Origin of the sequence: Bifidobacterium goeldii (assembly GCF_003951095.1) — a bacterium.
In the GTDB taxonomy this organism is placed as follows: Bacteria; Actinomycetota; Actinomycetes; order Actinomycetales; family Bifidobacteriaceae; genus Bifidobacterium; species Bifidobacterium goeldii.
This window is the reverse complement of record NZ_QXGL01000010.1, coordinates 14,614-34,798: the sequence shown is the minus strand read 5'-3', so window position 1 is coordinate 34,798 and position 20,185 is coordinate 14,614. Positions and strand designations below refer to the sequence as shown.

General features: G+C 58.4%; 15 protein-coding genes. 10 read left to right on the top strand and 5 right to left on the bottom strand.

Annotation, left to right across the window (positions count from 1 at the left end; translation table 11 throughout):
- Positions 1-2 precede the first annotated feature (2 nt).
- The gene (locus D2E25_RS09900) at positions 3-1,472 is read right to left on the bottom strand and encodes an MATE family efflux transporter (protein WP_125982388.1); all 1,470 of its coding nucleotides are present in this window, start codon (positions 1,470-1,472) and stop codon (positions 3-5) included.
- 385 nt (positions 1,473-1,857) lie between these two features.
- Between D2E25_RS09900 and dnaB the strand changes: the two genes are divergently transcribed.
- The 5 genes from dnaB (at position 1,858) to D2E25_RS09875 (ending at position 7,943) form a co-directional block, all read left to right on the top strand.
- The gene (dnaB, locus tag D2E25_RS09895; protein ID WP_241217157.1) at positions 1,858-3,294 is read left to right on the top strand and encodes a replicative DNA helicase; all 1,437 of its coding nucleotides are present in this window, start codon (positions 1,858-1,860) and stop codon (positions 3,292-3,294) included.
- Positions 3,295-3,296: 2 nt separating this feature from the next.
- Positions 3,297-4,838, top strand: a complete 1,542-nt coding sequence (locus D2E25_RS09890; protein ID WP_125982368.1) for a Mur ligase family protein — start codon at positions 3,297-3,299, stop codon at positions 4,836-4,838.
- 58 nt (positions 4,839-4,896) lie between these two features.
- On the top strand, positions 4,897-5,646 hold the full coding sequence (locus tag D2E25_RS09885) for a type 1 glutamine amidotransferase (protein ID WP_125982366.1): 750 nt from the start codon (positions 4,897-4,899) through the stop codon (positions 5,644-5,646).
- 134 nt (positions 5,647-5,780) lie between these two features.
- Positions 5,781-6,074 (top strand): hypothetical protein, encoded by a 294-nt coding sequence (locus D2E25_RS09880; RefSeq protein ID WP_125982363.1) that lies wholly within the window; start codon positions 5,781-5,783, stop codon positions 6,072-6,074.
- A gap of 180 nt (positions 6,075-6,254) precedes the next feature.
- Complete coding sequence (locus D2E25_RS09875) at positions 6,255-7,943, top strand: ABC1 kinase family protein (protein ID WP_420897354.1); 1,689 nt, start codon at positions 6,255-6,257, stop codon at positions 7,941-7,943.
- Between the two features lie 60 nt (positions 7,944-8,003).
- Here the strand turns inward: D2E25_RS09875 and D2E25_RS09870 are convergent, their stop codons facing one another.
- From D2E25_RS09870 to D2E25_RS09860, 3 genes are all read right to left on the bottom strand, one after another.
- A complete protein-coding gene (locus D2E25_RS09870; protein WP_125982358.1) occupies positions 8,004-8,435 on the bottom strand; it encodes a type II toxin-antitoxin system HicB family antitoxin in 432 nt (143 codons plus the stop codon).
- A 631-nt stretch (positions 8,436-9,066) separates the two neighbouring features.
- Positions 9,067-10,077 carry a drug/metabolite transporter permease gene (locus tag D2E25_RS09865; protein ID WP_125982356.1) on the bottom strand — a complete coding sequence of 337 codons (1,011 nt, stop codon included), beginning with the start codon at positions 10,075-10,077 and terminating at the stop codon, positions 9,067-9,069.
- Positions 10,078-10,133: 56 nt separating this feature from the next.
- A complete protein-coding gene (locus D2E25_RS09860) occupies positions 10,134-11,225 on the bottom strand; it encodes a LacI family DNA-binding transcriptional regulator (RefSeq protein WP_420897352.1) in 1,092 nt (363 codons plus the stop codon).
- Positions 11,226-11,655: 430 nt separating this feature from the next.
- Here D2E25_RS09860 and D2E25_RS09855 point away from each other — a divergent pair, with 430 nt between their 5' ends.
- The 5 genes from D2E25_RS09855 to D2E25_RS09835 all read left to right on the top strand — a co-directional run bounded on the left by D2E25_RS09855 (position 11,656) and on the right by D2E25_RS09835 (position 18,693).
- Entirely contained in the window at positions 11,656-12,969 is a 1,314-nt protein-coding gene (locus D2E25_RS09855) for an ABC transporter substrate-binding protein (RefSeq protein ID WP_125982354.1), read from the top strand.
- Between the two features lie 352 nt (positions 12,970-13,321).
- Positions 13,322-14,248 (top strand): carbohydrate ABC transporter permease, encoded by a 927-nt coding sequence (locus D2E25_RS09850; RefSeq protein ID WP_125982352.1) that lies wholly within the window; start codon positions 13,322-13,324, stop codon positions 14,246-14,248.
- Positions 14,249-14,267: 19 nt separating this feature from the next.
- Entirely contained in the window at positions 14,268-15,086 is an 819-nt protein-coding gene (locus tag D2E25_RS09845) for a carbohydrate ABC transporter permease (RefSeq protein ID WP_125982350.1), read from the top strand.
- A 434-nt stretch (positions 15,087-15,520) separates the two neighbouring features.
- A complete protein-coding gene (locus tag D2E25_RS09840) occupies positions 15,521-17,488 on the top strand; it encodes a glycoside hydrolase family 127 protein (protein ID WP_125982347.1) in 1,968 nt (655 codons plus the stop codon).
- 170 nt (positions 17,489-17,658) lie between these two features.
- Entirely contained in the window at positions 17,659-18,693 is a 1,035-nt protein-coding gene (locus D2E25_RS09835; RefSeq protein ID WP_125982345.1) for a glycerophosphodiester phosphodiesterase family protein, read from the top strand.
- A gap of 436 nt (positions 18,694-19,129) precedes the next feature.
- Here the strand turns inward: D2E25_RS09835 and D2E25_RS09830 are convergent, their stop codons facing one another.
- Positions 19,130-20,143 (bottom strand): ribose-phosphate diphosphokinase, encoded by a 1,014-nt coding sequence (locus D2E25_RS09830; RefSeq protein WP_125982343.1) that lies wholly within the window; start codon positions 20,141-20,143, stop codon positions 19,130-19,132.
- Between the last annotated feature and the right edge of the window lie 42 nt (positions 20,144-20,185).

Genomic DNA, 20,185 nt, shown 5'->3' with positions numbered 1-20,185 from the left:
GATTAGCGTATCCATGCGTCGCTGCGAATGCGCAGTCCGTTGAACACGCCACGCAACCCAACGAAGATTACGTTGATTGCAGCCCAGAGGATGATCATGCGCGCAGTGTCGGAGGTAATCCATACGCCGTCGAGCATGTTGATGCCCGCCAGCGTGGGCAAGTAGATGAGCATAATCGCCGTGCAGGCGATTGCGAGATAGCGAAAATCGCCGGCGCCAATCAGAATGCCATCAACAGCCCACGTCCATCCGTTAAGCGGCTGGAACAGTGCCAATGTGATCATGCCGATAATAATCAGCCCGCGAATCTGCGGGTTTGCAGTGAACGCTGGCGCAATCGCGAAGCTGATCGCCGCAAGCGTTACGCCTACAGCGGCACCTGACCATGCGCCCGCTTTCGCCGCAGCGGTCGTCATGGCGCGCGCTCGGTCGCGTTGCTTCGCTCCCAGCTCGCTGGCTACTAATGTTTGCCCAGCGATGCCGATCGCATCAAGAATATTGATCACAAAATTCCACGTCGAATTCACGGCTTGATAGCCGGCGAGCACATGCGTGCCCATATGTGTAGCGAGCATGACCGTGCCCACCATCGAAGCACGCAGGGCGAGCGTGCGAATAAACAGCGGTACGCCATCGCCAGCGCTGCGCAGAATACCGCTCAAACGCGGCCGCCAGTTGGCGCCGTCCGCGCTTGACCACAGCAGTGCGGGGACGACGAGGAATATACCCATAAACCATTGCGCGATAAGCGTTGCGGCTCCCGAGCCGGCAATACCCCAGCCGAATCCGAAAACGAACAGTAGGTCAAGCACCGTGTTGACGATTGCGCCCGCGACTGCTGCGATGAGCGTAATGCGTACTTTTTTGAGCCCGCGGAAAATGCCGTTCGCTGCGTACACGAGCAGCATGCCGGGCAGTCCGAACACGATTGCTGTGAGATACGCGGTTGCGTCGTGGAGCACATCGCCGCGCGCGCCCATCGCGAAGCATAACGGTTCTGCAGCGGCAAACAGTGCAGCCGAGACAATAATGCCGATGATGAGCGCGAGCCATAATCCGTCGATACCAGCTTCGAGTCCTTCGCGGCGGCGGCCTGCGCCGATGAGTCGCGCAACCTGCGAAGTAGTGCCGTAGGCGAGGAAAATACACAGCCCGACGACGGTAAGGATGATGGTTGAGCCGACTGACAGGCCGGCAAGTGCAGCATCGCTGACGTGGCCGACGATGGCAGTGTCGATAAGAATGAACGCTGGTTCGGCAATCAGCTGGCCGAAAGTGGGCAGTGCGAGCGTGAGAATTTGGCGGTAAACGCCCGGTGTGCCTGATGTGCCGCTGGATGTGCCGGACGTGCCTGATGTGCTGGCTTGGGTGCGGTCGGCAGTGCGCAGCGTGTGCGCTGTGTGCGCGGTGGTGTCAGCTGCGCCCGTCTCGCGGGCGGTATGGTCCGTGTCGTTGCGTTCGTTCGTTGTCATCACGTCGGCTCACTGTATCGTATGCCCGCCCGCGCGGCTTACCATGACGTTGCAAAGTGTGCAACTTCACAACGATGATCGTGGACAATGTGGAGAAGTTATCCCCAGGTTATGCACCAACTTATCCCCAATTTGTGGATAACTATGTGCGTTATCCCCAGATTTATCCCCTAAATGTGGATAAGTCGTTTTTTCTATCCACAATATCTGCCCTCTGCGTGTCGTCATGGTGAACGCACAGTGAACGTGTGCGGATTGCGCACACGATGTCGCTGATCCCTCGCTGATCATCCGGTGACAAACGGCAAGCAAACGGTGGGCAAAAACTGTCAAGGATTCGCCGGCAGTGATGTGACGATATCCCCAGTCCCTATACTCGTGTCCTATGGCAGCTGAAGAAACGAATTGGGGAGAATCGCGCGCTCGCACCACCAGCAATGGCAGCGGCTACGCGCAGGGGGAAACTGGCACACCGGTGCGCGACGCGGTATTCGACCGCGTGCCACCGCACGACGATGAGGCTGAAATGGCCGTACTCGGCGGCATGCTGCTCAGCAAAGACGCTATCGGCGAAGTCACGCAGATGATCGACGTTACTGATTTTTATCAGCCCAAGCATCAGACCATTTACGATGCCATCATCAACCTGTTCTCGAACTCGCAGAACGTCGACGTGGTGATCGTCGCGAACGAGCTGATGAAGGAAGGCAATCTCGATAAAGTCGGCGGTGCTGACTACTTGCACACGCTCGTCGCCTTCGTGCCGACCGCTGCAAACGCCACGTATTACGCCGAAATCGTGCACCAGCGCGCAATCTTGCGCAACGTAATCGCTGCTGGCACCAAGATCGCGCAGCTGGGCTACTCCGCAGAAGGCTCACAGGCTGAAGACGTGGTCAACCTTGCGCAGGCTGAAGTGTATGAGATGAGCACCGGCCGTGTGAAGCAGGATTACGAGGCTATTGGCCCGGTTGTGCACGACACGCTTGAACAGTTGGATAAGTTGCAAAACGGCGAACTGAAAACCGGTGTGCCGACTGGCTTCCGTGATATTGACGATGTCACTCAGGGCTTGCAGCCTGGCCAGATGGTTGTTGTTGCAGGCCGCCCGGCCATGGGTAAGTCAACGCTTGGTATTGATTTTGCGCGCGCAGCATCGCTGCACCACAATCTCACCACGATTGTGTTCTCGCTCGAAATGAGCAAGGTGGAGCTCGCCCAGCGTATTATCTCCGCCGAAACCAATATTCCGCTTGCTGCTATGCGCCGCGCTGACGACATTACGCCCGATCGTTGGAATACGCTCAACGATTTTTGGAGCAAGCTGCAAAACGCGCCGCTGTTCATCGACGACAGTCCGAACATGTCGCTGATGGAAATCCGCTCCAAATGCCGCCGCCTGAAGCAAACCAACGATTTGAAACTCGTCGTTATCGACTACCTGCAGCTGATGTCGTCCGGCAAGCAGGTGGAGAGCCGCCAGCAGGAGGTTTCTGAGTTCTCGCGTGCACTGAAGTTGCTCGCCAAGGAACTTGAAGTGCCGGTGGTGGCGTTGTCGCAGCTGAATCGTGGCCCGGAAATGCGTAATGATAAGAAACCGCAGCTGTCTGATTTGCGCGAATCTGGCTCTATCGAACAGGATGCTGACGTGGTGATGCTCGTGCACCGCCCCGACTTCTACGATAAGGAAGACCGCCCGGGTGAGGCTGATATCATCATGGCGAAGCACCGTAACGGCCCGACTGAAACGTTCCATCTAGCGTTCTTGGGCGCGTATTCGAAGTTCAAGGACATGCCGCAGGATTACAACCAGGGGGTGTGACGATGGCTCAAGATCAAACGCAAGATCAGACTGAAGCGCAGCAACAGAATCATGACGATTCGGCAGCGGCGAATACCCCTGCCCCTAAGCGCCCATGGAACGCGTTCGCGACTCCGCTGGTCGGCAAAGCAGTACGCGAAGCGTCGCGCCTGCTGCACCACGGTGGCAGTGCGTTCCCCGGCAAAATCGCGGAAGATATCGACCCCGGCTTCCTCGCGCGCACGCTCGGCCAGCTGCCACTCGGCGTGGTGCTAGTTTCCGGCACGAACGGCAAAACGACCACCACGCGCATGGTGGCCTCGCTGATGGCGGACTTGGGACTCAAAGTGTTCACGAACCCGACCGGTTCGAACTTCACGCGCGGTGTCGTTTCCGCGCTGCTGGAACAAGTGACGCTGAGCGGCAAACTTGACGCTGATATTGCCGTGCTTGAACTTGACGAAGCGTACGCTGTGCATTTTGTGCACCAAGTGCGCCCGCGGTACGCGCTGCTGCTCAACGTGATGCGCGATCAGCTCGACCGCTTCGGTGAGATCGACAACACTGCGCGCCTGCTCGGCCACGTGGCTGAAGCAACCGACGGCACGGTGGTCTTGAACCGCGAAGATCCGCGCATTGCAGCATTAGCGTCGGTAACTCCTGCGCACACGAAAGTGCAGTATTTCGGGCTTGCTGACGATCTCAAGCATTTCTTCCCCTCCGACGATGATATGGCCACGACGGTTGCCGTCGAAGCTGCGGAGGATGCGGGGAGCGCTGAGCCGGCTACTGCGGCAACGCAATCGTCGGCATCACCAGCATCCGCGCCGCAATCAACAGACACTCTCCCCGCCGACGTCACACTTACGCGCGTTGGTGATCATGAGGCAAGCTTCCTGATCAGTGGCGAATCGCAACCGCGTACCACCACAGTTCGTCTCGAAGGCGTCTACAACCTATACAACGCAGCCGCAGCGCTCGCTGTTGTGCGCGCAGTGCAGGCTGACGCGCGCGCAGCCGCGGTCGCGCCAGCGGCCACTGCTCGCACAGGTTCACTGGCGGCTCGTGTCAGTGCTTTTGCTGAAGCAGATGCAGACGCTCTTCTCGACGCTGTCTCGCGCGTGACCCCTGCATTCGGTCGCGGCGAAACCATCGAAGTCAACGGCAGCGAAATCCAACTGCTGCTGGTCAAGAACCCGATGGGATTCCGCCTCTCGCTCGGCTCGTTCCCGCCGGCTGGTCACGAGACAATGATCATCATCAACGACGAATACGCTGACGGCCGCGATATGAGCTGGCTGTGGGATGTGGACTTCACCAGCCTGCGCGAAACCGGCGTTGCGATGGTCTCCGGCACGCGCGCGTGGGATATGGCATTGCGCCTCGAATACGATCGCGTCACCGTGGAACAAACCGGCACCGATCTCGAATCCGCAGTGAAACAGTTCGCAACCGCAAATCCAGGCGTACCCAAGCACATCTACTGCACGTATACGGCCATGCTGCGCACGCGCGCCGAGCTTGCCAAGCTCACTCACGTTGCGGATGCAGGCGTAGGCCGCTGAGCCGCGCGCACCGCGCTAAGGTCGCAAGTCAGAGCCAACAATCGAAGGCAGGACGGATATGGAGAACATCGTCGACGTAATGTCCCTCTACCCGAAGGACATGAATATTTACGGGGATTCAGGCAACGTGCTGGTGGTAATGCGCCGGCTCGCCTTATACGGCTATGCGCCACGCCTGCACGCCTACAATCAAGGCGATGATTGGCCGGAACACGTCGATATTATTCTGGGCGGCGGTGGCCAAGACACTGGCCAGAAGAAGATTATCGACGACTTGTTTGCGCGCGCGAACCAACTGCGCGATCTTGCTGCTGGCGGCACGCCAATGCTGATGATCTGCGGCTTGTTCCAGCTCTTCGGTGAATATTTTGAAACCGTTGACGGCGCACGACTCGACGGTATTCGCGTGCTCGGCGCGTACACAGTTGGCCAAGAAAAACGCATGATCGGCAATCTGGTCGAACATAGCGACGATTTCGGCGACATTATCGGTTACGAAAACCATTCCGGACAGACGTTCCTGCGTGAAGGCACTGCGCCGCTGGGGCACGTTGATCATGATGGCACCGGCAACAATGGTGAAGATCACACCGAAGGCGCACGCGTCAACAACGTGATCGGCACGTATATGCACGGTTCGCTGTTGCCGAAGAACCCGGCCATCGCCGACTGGCTGATTCGCCAGGCTGTGATCAATCGATACGGTGAATTCGAACCAGATCAAACCAGCGAGCAAATGTTTGAAATGGCTCGACTTGATGCGCTCGCTGAAGAAGCGCGCAAAGTCGCCGCCGCCCGCCCGCGCTAAAAGACGCACAAGGGACGCTAGCCGCTCGAGAAAAGCGCTGACTGCTCGGCTTTCGGCGCATTACCGCCTGGTTGCGCTCTGCGTGGAGTAGGCTTAAGCCTTGAGGCACATTCGACCCAACCAAGGAGGGCATCATGGCTGATTTCAATTTGGGAGAGGGCCTGCGCAAGGTGTTTCTGGCCGGTATCGGCGCGCTCGCAACCGGTGTAGAGAAAAGCCAGGAAGGCTTGGAAAAGGGCCAGCAGATCATCGATGATCTGGTTAAGAAGGGCGAGCTGACTGTCGAGCAGGGCAAGGCGTTGAACACTGAGCTCAAGCATAAGGCTGCGGCAGCGCGCGAGGCAGCTGAGGCTGCGAGCAGTGAAGACGCTAAGCCGGTGGTGGATACCACGGAAGCGAAGTCCTCCGCCGAGCCGGCACAGGAGTAGTTGCGTACATTTCGCAGAGCTCGCGCAGTTCGCAGCGTAATTACTCGCGCAGTCAGCGTAGCGGCGTTGTAGTGCGGTTTGACGGATGCCGTCAAGCGTTATCGCATGCAACGCCGCACTATTGTTATGCGTGCGCGCCGCGAATAATCAACTGAATGAAGTACATCGGAAGGGGTGATGATGGTCGAACGTATGAATGCGCAAACCGAATGGCCGGGGGAGACGCTTGATCTGTTCGGCCCGCGCCGTAACGCCTTTTCCGAACGCTACCATCTGACTCGTCGTGGCAAACTCAAACGATTAGGCCAAATCACACGCATTGCTAACCAATTCGATGTAGTGCACGGGCTCACGCCAGTCAAAATGCGCTTAATGCTGGAAGCGCTCGGCCCAACGTTTGTGAAAGTCGGGCAAATCCTGTCGATGCGCTCCGAGATTCTGCCGCAAAGTTTCTGCGATGAGCTGGCCAAACTGCGCGCTGACGCTGACCCCATGCCGTATCAGACGGTGGTTGATACGCTTTCGCACGAATATGGCCGCCCGGTAGAGGAAATTTTCTCGCATATTGATCCCACGCCGCTCGGCTCCGCGTCGCTGGCGCAGGTGCATCGTGCGCGTCTAACCACCGGCGAAGACGTGGCGGTGAAAGTACAGCGCCCCGGCGTGCGCGAGACGATGGCGCTCGACGTGGCGATTATGCGTTCGATTGCTCGAATGGTGACCAAAATGGTGTCCACTGCGCAAGTCGTTGATTTAGGCGGCGTGGTTGAAGAGCTGTGGGACACTTTCGAATCAGAAACTGATTTCCTGGTCGAAGCGCGCAATCTGGCGGAATTTAAGCGTTTTTGCGAGCCGTATAAGTACATGGACTGCCCTAAGCCGTACATGGATTTGTGTACTGAGCATGTGGTGGTCATGGATTATGTGGACGGTATTTCCGTCTCACACCCAGAGCAGCTGATCGAAGCCGGTTACGATCTGAAAGAAATCGGCACGAAACTCGTCGATAACTATGCCACGCAAGTGCTCGACTACGGTTTCTTCCATGCCGACCCGCACCCGGGAAACATCATCGTTTCCGGCGGGCAAATCGTACTTATCGATCTCGGTATGACCGGCCGCCTTAACAGCCAGACGCGCGGTGTGCTGAAAGATATGATTTTCGCGGTTGCGAAGCAGGATTCGCCCGCGCTTGCTGATGGTCTGCTGCGTTTCGCTGGTACGGAAGCAAACCCGGAAGATTACCCGGCGCTGCTGGCCGACTTGGATGTAATCGTTAAGGAATTCGGCACGGTTGATCTTGCTGACTTGGATATTGCCGCGTTTCTTACGTCGCTCACTTCGATGGCGCAACGGCATGGCATTGAAGTGCCCAGCACGGTAACGACGGTTGGCCGCGCGCTCGTAACGCTTGAGGGATTGCTGGACGAGTTCATTCCCGACGTGAATATGATTCAAATCATCTCCGACCATATTGCGACGAGTCGTTCGGCCGGTACGATGGTCAAAGATGAAGTGAAATCGCTCGGTATTGAGGGTGCGAAGGCGCTGCATGGCGTGCTGGCTGCAGCCAGTGAGTCGAAAGTAGCAATGCGCATGCTCACGCGCGGCCAGCTGCGCATGAACGTTGAGGTAGTCGGTTCTGAAGAGCCGATGCGACTGCTATCGGACATGGTGAATAGGCTCACGATGGCGCTGATTGTTGTGGGCTTGTTTGTCGGCTCGTCGATTGTGTATTACGCCGGCATGAAACCGATTATTTTCGGTATTCCGATTGTTGGTTTTATGGGCTATGTGGTCGCGTTCGTACTCGGCGTATGGATTGTGCTTGACATTTATTGGAAAGGCCGCAAATCCAAGAAACGCTAGCGGCGTCCGGGCGTGCGCGGTGCTGCTGCTGGCTAGTGCGTTTGCGCTGTCGGAGGACGATTACAGCTCAGCCAGACGATTGGAAATAAGCCGGTTGAGACTGACTTGCTGTTCAGCTGCCTCGATAGTGAGGCGGCGATGTAGCTCCGGTGGCACGCGGACCAGAATACGGCCGGAATAGTGCCGTTCCGCCAGTGGTTCCGGCACCTCTTCGTTTGCTGCCCGTCGACGTTCAACCTCTTCTGCTACGGCGGTGCGGATTCCCACGAACGCTTCCAGCTGCGATTCGGATACGAATGTCACCTCTGGTAGTTCCGCGCAGGAGGCGATGAAATCATCGTTCTCCTCATTCCAACGCACGCGATAGGCGTAATGATTGATATTCACGGTGGACGGCGATTGGGGGTTTGCGTTGTTTGCAGTTTCACTGTCTGAATCTGTGATCTCGGCAGTATTGCTGATCTCGTTTGCGTCTTCGATGCTGCTGCTCATATCATCAATGATATTATTCTTTGCGATATAACAAAAGGCCGCCACTCGAATGAATGGCGGCCTTTCGTCTGTCTGTCATACAAGGTGAATGAACACCTGACCTCGGAATCCCTGAGAGCGGAAGCTTCACGTGCCGGCGAAAATGCCCTCAGCCGAAAGTGGATTGCCCGAAGCTAATGCCCATTGTACATGATTTGATGATATTTGCAAATTATGATATCGTTAGTGATGTCATAAATTGATACTGCCTCCGAAAAGCGGTGTCGAAATATGACAAGGGCCGGGCCAATCCCGGCCCGGCCTTCTGTCTCGTCATGGAAGGTGACAAAAAATGAACAACCGGAAGAAACGGAGCTCTCACGAACCCGATTGGACGTGGGTTGTCATAATGATGGTTATGGTAATCCTCGCGGTCCGTGTCCCAGAAACGTGGACCGCGGCGACATGCGTTGGCGCCACTATCGCCATTGTATTGCCGTGCAGTCGTAAGTAACGGTCTGCTCCAGGTCCCGCTTCATCGCGCGGGACCTCTTCTGCTACCTACGCATACACATCATAGTGTCTTTGTAAGACGTGTGATGACATTTCGCCAAGGAAGGGGATATTGACAACGTTGATGATATTACTACCGCTACTTGCGGCGTGAGGCAATCCACCAGTTGAGGATGGAGCCGGCGGCGACAAGGAGCGCGCCGCACCAGAACGGCAACGATAATGCCAGTCCGAGCAGGATTGCGCTTGCGGCAGTGGAGAGAACTGGTGTCGCATAGCTGGCCATCGCCAGTGTGCGCATACTGCCGCGCAGGATGCCGTAACCCCAGCAGGCGTAGCCGCCAGCAATGACCGCGGCTGCGGCTAATACTGCCAGCCATGCGCCGATCGATGGCGTGGACGCAGGCCAGCCCTCGCCTGACGTGAAGTGAATAATCCACAACGCTGCAGCTACCAGTGGGAAGAACACGGACGTGCCATCCATACCGTGCGCCAGCGCGGGCGTGAACACGGCATACACCGACCAGGCGAACGCGCCGGCGAACGCGAGCAAATACGGCAGCGGATTGGAGACGATATGCGCTGCGGCCAGTCCCCAGTCAAGGCCGCTGTTGCCGCCGACTGCGAGTACTACGCCCGCCGTGGCGACGATTGCTCCCGGTAGTACGCGCAGTACTGATCGCGTGCGGCTGGGCTTGGTGGAACTGTCCTCGCTGGAATCGGCCTGTTTGCTGGAATCGGCAGTGTGTTTGCGCGCAGTGGGGAAGACGGCGGCGGTGAGCAGCACCATCATCGTCGGCCATAAATAGTTCACCAAGCTGACTTCGACCGATGATTCAGCCGTGCTCGCGAGTCCAATCGACAACGAAATCGACGACTCGTAGAACACGAATAGTATTCCGCCGATTACCAGATACTTCCGCGGATACTTGGCGAGTGGCGCGGGCCGGTGAAAGATCATCAACAGCACGACGCCGGCAGTGTAGATCAACGCTGAGCCGAGCGTTGGCCCGAACGCGTCCGCAACTACGCGTACCAAGCCGGTCATCATGCTCCACAACAGGATCGCCAGCAGGCCGATCGTTGTCGCTCCAGCAGAAATCACATGGCCGCCGCTGCTCGGCTGACGTTTTTTGATTCCTTTAGCCATGGCCCCTTCTTCCTTTACGAATGCATAGCCATTCTAAGGGAGGAGCCGGTCGCGAGTCAGTCCAGTGGCAGAGTGGATTCGCGCTGCACCAACCGGCAGGGTACATAATCGACGCCATGGTGGGGTTGACCGTTGATTGCGTCCATCAGGTAGCGGGCGGCGCGCCGGCCGATCATTTCGGTTTCGTTGTCGATGCTGGTCAATGGGGGGCGTGAGCTTTCGGTAAGTACCTTCCAGTTGTCGTGCCCGATCACGGCCACGTCTTCGGGGATGCGTTTGCCTGCCTGCTTGAGCGCATCGATGCAGCCGCGTGCGAGCTGGTCGCTTTGGCAGACCACCGCGTCGAAATCCACGCTCTGATCGAGCAGCAGTCGTGTCGCGGCGCGCCCCCAATTCTCGTCCCAGCGGCCGTAACGCAGCGGGCCGGCGGGTTCCAGGCCAAACTCGGCCAGCGCTTCGAGGGCCCCCTTGGTGCGATCGGTGGCGGAAGTATAGGTCTCGTCGCCGCCGATGATCGCGATTTTGCGTTTGCCGCATGAGATCAGATGATTGACGGCGATGCGGCCGGCATCCACGTTGTCGCAGGTCACCGAACAGTCATTGGAATCGTTTGAAGGACCATACACGTAGACGAGCGGTACGCCGAAGTCCTGCCCGAGGCTGGGTCGCGGATCGGTGTTGCGCTGCACGATCAACAGACCGTCGACCTTGAGGGAAAGGAATTTCTCGACGTGTGCGCGTTCAAGGGCTTCGTCGCCGCGCGCGTTCGCCAGCAGTACGGATGTGGATTGCGCGCGCAATTCGTTCTCTGCCCCGATGAGGATCGGCGTGGAGAAGCGGCCCTGCAGATCGGAGGTAATTAGGCCAATGAATCCGGTAGAGCCTTTGGCGAGGGATTGCGCGAGACGGTTGGGGGAGTAGTTGAGTTGGTGTGCGGCATTGAGTACGCGCTGTCGGGTTTCCTCGCTAACGCGCGGCTTGTTGTGTAATGCTTTTGAGGCGGTGGCTAGGGAGACGTTGGCGAGAGCGGCGACGTCCTCGAGCCGTGCGGTCTGTCGCAGTTCCGGTGTCGCTGGCCGGGACGCAGAAGCCAGTTTTGCGGCATGTGCGTCGTTGACCATTTCCTCTGGTGTCTGTGCTGTGCCCATAACGCGCTCCCTAGTTGAATCCGCATTGATACTCCTTGTATATGCTATCGAAATTTGCGAAAATTTTCTCGCTTCCGCGTTTTGTGTTATTAACGAACTTTTTACATGTTTTCTCAGTTTTCCTCTTGCGAAAATTAAAAAAGAAGGTTTTCGCATTTGTGTAATTCGAGAACTGTCGGCGTGTCGTTTTTTCGATAAAATAGTTGTAAAATAGTGATATTTCAATAATGTTTGCGTTAACTTTTTACAAAAAGAAAGCGCGAAAGCGATTTTGCAGTTTTCCGACGATGTCGTATTATGAGTAAAGGCTTTCGCAGAAACACCATCACGAAGGAGAGAAAGAATCTGCGAAAGGCTACGAAAATTTAAGGCGGAACCTCCGCCTCCGTCTCTCAAAGTTGAGCGGAAACCATTAGAGAAAGAAGCGAACATGGCTTTCAATAAGGTCACTCGTGCACTCGCCGGCATCGCCGCCGCCGCAATGCTCATCCCGCTGGCCGCCTGCGGCAACGGTGGATCCACCGCCTCTACCAAGGACATCCCGGCCGAGGGTACCGACGATGGCACCACGATCAGCCTGTGGACCCGCTCCCCGCTGGAGCGTCAGGCCAAGGCTGCGGTCGAGGCCTACAACAAGAGCCACAAGAACCAGGTCAAGCTCGAGATCATCCCGAACGATGATATGGAAGGTAAGGTCGGCGGCGCCTCGCAGACTGACTCCCTGCCTGACATCCTCGCCGGCGACGTCGTCCGCATTCCGTACTGGGCTTCCGAAGGCATCTTCACTGACATCACCGACCAGATCAACAGCCTCGACAATCTGAAGGACATTCAGCAGGGCCACATCAAGGCCGGCACCGTGGACGGCGCCGAGTACACACTGCCGTTCATCACCGACGTCTCCGTGTGGGTGTGGAACAAGGACCTCTACAAGGAGGCCGGTCTCGATCCGGAGCAGGGTCCGACCGACATCAAGTCCTTCACCGAGCAGGCCAAGGCCGTCGCCGGCCTCAACAAAGACGGTGTTGCAGGCTCCTACCTCGCCGGCCAGTCCGGCGGCGCCCTCGTTTTCGACCTCTTCCCGTCCGTGTGGGCCGACGGTGAGAGCGTCATGAACGACGACGGTACCGAAGCCACGCTGAACAACGACTCCATGAAGGCCGTGCTCGACTCCTACAAGGAGCTCGCCGACACCACCAACGGCCTTGGTGCAGGCTCCAAGGAAGAGACCGGCGCCACCTGGACCGCTCCGTTTGCTAACGGCAAGATCGGCGTCATGCCCTACCCGAACACCTCTCTGAACGACATCTTCGACGCTGAGAAGTCCGGCGGCTTCGAAGTCGGCGTGACCCCGATCGCCGGCACCTCGGGCAAGACCTCCACCTTCCTCGGCGGCGACGCAATGGGCATCTCCAAGGACTCCAAGAACGTTGCACAGGCTTGGAACTTCCTGCACTGGCTGATGCAGTCCGACACTCAGAAGGAAGTCTTCGCTGACAACGGCTACACCGCCTCCAACATCGAGACTCTGAAGACCGCCTACACTGACGCTGACCCGCGCATTCAGACGATCAACTCCACGATCATCGACGGCAACGGCCAGACCCCGAAGTCCCCGGCCTTCAACGAGGCCTTCAACGCGGCCGGCTCCCCGTGGCAGCTGCTCGTGCAGAACGCCGTCTGGGGTAAGTCTGACCTCAAGGCCGACAACCAGGCTGTCACCGACGTCCTGTCTCAGCAGTGAGCCGATCAGCTGGCTGGTTAGTCAGCCAGCTGAGATCGCAGCTCGTACAACCCTCATAACTGAATAGCTACCATAACTGAACACAACACAACGCTGGCGGCCTACGCCATACCTCCCACAAAGGAGGTGACCGCCTGCACAACAAGGGCTGAGGGGATCCGACGCCGGGTCCCCTCAACTATGTCGCGGCTGTGTTCCGTTGCCGAGGCCGATTTCTCTTCTTCCTGACTTTCCTTCTCCTTTCCGGAAATCGGCCTTGATAACGGATTGCATCCAAGTTGACAAATCAATCCGAAATCTCGATCAATGTCCGATCGTTTGATCAAATCCATTTCCCACAAAGGAGTGAAGCATGTCAAGTGTTTCCAAATCCGCTGCGGCCGTGCCTGAGCATAAGTCCACGGCGAAGGCGGCCGAGACCCGGCGCGGTCTGCTGTATGCGCTGCCGGATTGGCTGATGATCATCATCCTGTTCTTCGTGCCGATCATCCTGCTGGTGGTCATGGCGTTCTCCCGCTGGTCGCTGATGGGCGGCTACCGTGGGTTCGGCGGCGTGCAGAACTTCACGAAGGTGTTCGAACACAAGCTGTTCTGGCCGTCGATTGGGTTCACGCTTGAGTACACGGTGATCGTGACGATCTTCCTGCTGGTGCTGGGCTTGGGCATGGCATTGATCGTGCAGGAGAGCACGAAGTGGAACAATGTGTTGCGCACCTGCTTCCTGCTTCCCTCCGCGACCGGTCTGGCATCCGCATCCCTGCTGTTCTACGCGCTGTACTCCCCGCAGGTGGGCCCGGTCACGAAGATCCTGAGCTCCCTGGGCCTCATGCAGGAGGGGGGCTCGGTGCTGGCAACCGGCCAGTCGGCCCTGTGGGCGACGATCATCGTGATCGTGTGGCGTTTCTCCGGCTATTACATGCTGCTGATGATGATCGGTTTGCAGGCCATCCCGGGTGACCTGTACGAGGCGGCGCGCATGGATGGCGCGGGCACGTGGCGCATCTTCCGCTCGATCACTCTGCCGCTGATGAAGCCGACGATCGTGATGTGCCTGGTGTACTGCGTAACCGGTTCGATCCTCGCGTTCGACCAGTTCTTCATTCTGACCAAGGGTGGTCCGAACAACTCGACGATGACCGTCGTGCAGCTGATCTACAACTTCGCATTCGATTCGAAGAAGGATCTGGGCATGGCTGCGGCACTGTCGCTGATCGTGCTGGTTGCCCTCGTGATTATCAACTCCATCCAGATGCGCGGCATGCGCGACAACACCAAGTGAGAAAGGGGAGGTAACCATTATGTCTACCCCGTTGTGGAAGCGCGTCATCGCCCGTGTGCTCGAGGCCCTGCTCGCATTGATCTTCATTTCGCCGCTGATCTGGGTTGTGGTCAGCTCGTTCAGCCCGCAGCCCGGTTCCGCCCAGTCGCAGGGCTGGGGCGTGGCCAACTACCTGACATTGTTCGGTTATCAGGAAGGCCTGCCGAAGTACCTGTTCAACTCGGTGATCGTTACCCTGGTGGCAGTGGTGTTCTCCGTGGTCGTGTGCACGCTGGCCGGCTACTCATTCTCCCGTTTTGATTATCCGGGCCGTAACCTGGGCTTTATGGTGACACTGTCGATCCTGATGGTCCCGTACGCGTCTCTGCTGATTCCGCTGATGGTGTGGTACAAGAACATCGGTTTGAATGACACGCTGTTGGGCGTGGGCTTGGTGATCACCCTGTTCCAGCTGCCTATGAGCACGTTCATCATGCGCAACGCGTTCGACGCGATCCCGAAGGACATGGAGGAGGCGGCCATGGTCGATGGCTGCAACTCGTTCCAAGCGCTGTTCAAAATCCTGGTGCCAGTGGTCAAGCCATCAATGGTCACGGTTGGTCTGCTTGCCTTCCTCGAAGCGTGGAACAACTTCATGATTCCGCTGTACTTGAGCTCGTCGGCGAAGAGCACGTTGCCGCTCGCAATGGTAAACATGCGCCAGCAGACGATGGGCGTCATCGACTACGGCGCGACCGAGGCCGGCGTAGTAGTCCTCCTAATCCCCTGCGCAATCCTGTTCCTCGCATTGCAGAAGTATTACGTGAAGGGCTTCATGGCTGGCGCAGTGAAGGGATGATGACTGGCGTCATCATCCCTTCGGGAACGGCCCAGTGGGCCGTTCCCAAGCGCCAGGCCGAAGGGCGACAGCCCTGAGGCCAATGATGAGCCCGCCCGTAGGGCGGTCCGTAATTGCAGGGCCGGAGGAGGAGCGGTGAAGGCACTAGGCTGAGCCGTCAAGCAAACAACCCGGTGGGTTGTTTGTAGGCGAAGGCGAGACGACAGTCGAGCCAGAAAAACGCGGCCGCAGGCCGTCCCTGATTGCGGTCCCGAAGGCGGTGCTGTGAAGCGCCAGACCGCAATCCCTCTTCCAATTGCGGCCCCCAAGCCGGACATCGTCAAAAGGCCGACGATCCCCGTCCCGCCGGACCAAGCATCTCGCGTAGGCCCATCCCTCCCGCGAGATCGAAAACCCAAGCTTTCCATCACAAACATCCTTGTGAAAGGTCAATCATGAAGGTAACCATCACCTCCCCGTTCTGGAAGCAGCGTCGCGACCAGATCGTCGAGTCCGTCATCCCCTACCAGTGGGGCGTGATGAACGACGAGATCGAAACGGCGGTGCCTGATGATCCTGCCGGAAACCAGTTGTCCGACAACAAGAGCCACGCGGTCGCTAACCTCAAGGTTGCGGCCGGCGAGTTGGACGACGAGTTCCATGGCATGGTTTTTCAGGATTCCGACGTCTACAAGTGGCTGGAGGAGGCCGCCTACGCGTTGGCCTACCATCCGGATCCGCAACTCAAGGCGCTGTGCGATCGCACGGTCGCGCTGATCGCCAAGGCACAGGCTGACGACGGCTATCTGGACACCCCGTTCCAGATCAAGTCCGGCATCTGGGCGAAGCGCCCCCGCTTCAGCCTCATCCAGCAGAGCCACGAGATGTACGTCATGGGCCATTACATCGAGGCTGGCGTCGCCTACTGGCAGGTCACCGGCAACAAGCAGGCGCTCGACGTGGCTCGTCGCATGGCCGATTGCCTCGACGCGAACTTCGGCCCTGAGGATGGCAAGATCCACGGTGCCGACGGCCACCCGGAGATCGAACTGGCCCTCGCCAAGTTGTACGACGTCACCGGCGAACAGCGCTATCTGACGCTCGCACAGTATCTGATCGACGTGCGCGGTCAGGACCCGGACTTCTACGACAAGCAGCGCCGGGCGCTGAACAACGACAACATCTTCCCCGATCTTGGCTTCTACAAGCCCACCTATTTCCAGGCGGCCCAGCCTGTACGCGAACAGCAAACCGCCGACGGTCACGCCGTGCGCGTCGGCTACCTGTGCACTGGCATCGCACACGTAGCGCGCCTGACCGGCGACAAGGGACTGATGGACACGGCCAAGCGTTTCTGGCGCAACATCGTCACCAAGCGTATGTATGTGACCGGTGCGATCGGCTCCACGCACGTGGGTGAATCGTTTACCTACGATTACGATCTGCCGAATGACACGATGTACGGCGAAACTTGCGCTTCCGTGTCGATGAGCATGTTTGCCCAGCAGATGCTGCTCGCCGAGCCGAAGGGTGAATACGCGGACGTGCTCGAAAAAGAGCTGTTCAACGGCGCGATCGCCGGCATCAGCCTCGACGGCAAGCAGTACTACTACGTGAATGCCCTAGAGACCACGCCTGATGGTCTGGCCAACCCGGACCGCCATCATGTGCTCTCGCACCGCGTCGACTGGTTCGGCTGCGCGTGCTGCCCGGCGAACATCGCGCGTCTGATCGCCTCCGTGGACCGCTACATCTACACCGAGCTCGACGGCGGCAAGACGGTGCTCAGCCACCAGTTCATCGCCAATTCGGCCGTATTTGATTCCGGTCTCGAAATCGAGCAGCGCTCCGACTTCCCGTGGAGCGGTCACGTTGAATACACGGCGAGCCTGCCCACTTCCGCGGCGCTCAGTTCGGTGCGTCTCGGCGTGCGCATCCCCGGATGGTCGCGTGATTCCTACACGCTGACGGTGAACGGCAAGCCGGCCGCCGCCGCGCTTGAGGACGGTTTCGTATACTTCGTGGTGAACGCCGGCGATACGCTCGAGATCGCGCTCGATCTAGACATGTCGGTGAAGTTCGTGCGCTCCAACAGTCACGTGCGCAACGACGCCGGCCAGGTGGCCGTGATGCGCGGCCCGCTGGTGTACTGCGCCGAGCAGGCCGATAATGCAGGCGATCTGTGGAACTATCGACTTACCTCCGGTGCGGACGCGGCGAAGGTGACTAAGCGTGATGATCTGCTGGGTGGTGTCGAGACGATCGAGCTACCGGCCGAGCGTGAAACCGCTGATGCGGATGATGCGCCGCTGTACCGCTACGCCGACGATGTCGCCACTGAAGCCGCTACGCTGACGCTAGTGCCCTACTACTCGTGGGCCAACCGTGAGCTTGGGCAGATGCGCGTATGGCTGCGCCGATAGCGCATCCGATTCCGACGCGTACGTGGGAATAAACGCGCACGTGGGAACAAGTACATGAGGGTCTTCGCCGTAGCGCAGTGTAGCGCGGCGGAGACCCTCATTGCGGTCGCGCCCATCCGTGCGTTCGACTAGGCTCAGATACGGATGCATAACCCGTCAGGAGGATTGCTATGGGCAAGAACTTGGGTAGTAAGTTGATCGTCGCGGGTGCGCTTGCGGCTGGGGCTGCGGTGTGGGCGATCAAACCGCGTTCGTTCAGCGATAAGCAGCGTAATTTTGTTCCTGCAATTGCAGACGTATGGTATGCGCATCGCGGCCTGCATGATGCTGGTTCTGGCTTGGAACCGCAGTATGCGGCGGAAAGCGGCGAATATGTGGCGCTTGCTCGCCGTATGGCAATGAAGGCTGGCTATGGCACTGCTGACTTTGCTGGTTCGATTGCCCCCGAGAACTCGTTGGCTGCGTTCGCTGCCGCCTGCGAGGCAGGCTATGGTATTGAGCTTGATTTGCAGTTGACTCGTGACGGCCAGGTAGTAGTGGTGCACGATGAGGACCTGCTGCGCGTGGCTGGAGACCCGCGTAAGATCGCTGATCTTACGTACGATGAGCTCACGCGCATCCCGCTGTTTCCGGCTCCTGCGAAGCCTGGCGACGCTGCTGCTGCTCCGTTGAGCGACCCGGTAGAAAAGGCGAAGACTGCGCCGAGCGGCTACTACCAGCATGTGCCGCTGTTCTCTGATGTGCTGCGTGTTGTTGCTGGCCGGGCGCCGCTGATTGTTGAATACAAGTTCGCTGATAACGCGGCTTGGAACGCGCGTTGTGATGAGCTGATGGAAAAGGGTGATCAGCTGCTGCAAGCGTACGATGGCGCGTACGTGATCGAATCCTTCCACCCGGGTGCAGTCAACTGGTATAAGGAGCATCGTCCGGAAGTGTGCCGTGGCCAGCTTGCTGAGCCGATCAGTTTGAGCTCGGGCGATATTAAGGGCTGGCTTGCCGGTCTGCTCGCATTTGACTGGATTTCTCGCCCTGACTTTGTCGCGTTTGACTGGCATGGTGGCCCGACCCCGCAGCTCAAGGCCACGCGCTGGATGGGCGCTGTGCCTGTGTCGTGGACGGTGCGCAGCCGTAGCGAACTCGAAGAATGCGACCCGTACTTCGACTACCACATCTTCGAAGCCTTCGTGCCCGACGAACAGTACTGATAGGAGCTGGCAGTATCGCGTGATGCTGTGTCGCCGCGAAGTCGCGGCGATTGACGCTCCCCCAGTCAGCCTGCGGCTGACAGCCATCCTGCAATTTCGGACGTGCTGCGCACGGCATTACCTGGCTCGCTGCCGCTCGCACCTCGCCTGAAAACGCCGCTGGCGTTTTCTTCACGGCTCGGCCTCGCCGAGGGGGCCGAGGCTACCGCATCCGCATTGGCATGCGTCCACATAACTCGGCTCCCTCGGCTGAGGGAGCTGGCGCGCGCAGCGCGACTGAGGGAGCGTCACACCACAGTCACTGCAACCAGTATCCGGCATAACAACAAGTTTCGCCATACACACCAAAATACGAGGAGCCCGTAAACGAAGAAAGGGAATCTGCGTAAATCACATTACGCAGATTCCCTTTATCGTATGTGCATCGGAGCGCAGCTCACGCGTAAATATTGCGCGGGCGCATATCCTCCGGCAGGCCTTCCAGCAGCGTCGCCACCGAGCCCTCTTCGAACACGGAGCGAATACCAGCAGCCAAGAGCGGCGCGACCGAGAGCACGGTCATATTGTCAAGACGCTTCTCCTGCGGAACCGGAACGGTATCCATCAGAATAATTTCGCGTGCACCACAATCGCGCAGGCGATCAATCGCCGGGCCAGACAGCAAACCGTGGGTAGCAACCAACGTCACCGATGCTGCACCAGCATTGCGCAGCGTACGCACTGCCTCACAAATCGTGCCAGCAGTGTCGATCATGTCGTCCACCACCACGCAGTCGCGGCCCTGCACATCGCCAATAATGCCATGCGCTTCAGCATGGTTCGGGCGCGTAGTGTCACGCGTCTTGTGAATGAATGCCAGCGGCAGATTGCCCAGCTTGGCAGCCCACTGCTCAGAAACCTTGATACGGCCAGCATCGGGCGAGACGATCGTCGCGTTGCTCATCGGCACGTGATTGCGCACATAATCAATCAGTACTGGCATAGCGGTGAGGTGATCAACCGGACCGTCGAAGAAGCCCTGCTCCTGTGCGGCGTGCAGATCCACCGTCACCAGACGGTTTGCGCCGGCGGCATGGAACAGATCAAACATCAGGCGAGCGGTGATGGGCTCACGGCCCAAGTGCTTCTTATCCTGGCGAGAGTAGCCGAGGAACGGTGCTACCACGGTCACCGATCGTGCAGATGCGCGCTTCAACGCGTCGATCATCAGCAGTTGTTCCATCACCCACTTGTTAATCGGCGTGGTGTGGCTTTGCAGCACAAACACATCCGCGCCGCGCACCGGCTGGGAGAAGCGCACGTACATTTCGCCGTTTGCAAAGTCGTACGCGGTAGTCGGCAGGACCTCGGTGCCCAAGCAGGCGGCCACTTCGGTGGCCAGCTGGGGGTAAGCACGGCCCGTTACTAACGCAAGACGTTTATCGGGAGTGCCCTCGAGAATAGCCGACATATTCTGCTCTTTCCGTTGCTGATCGTGAATGCTTATAGAGTT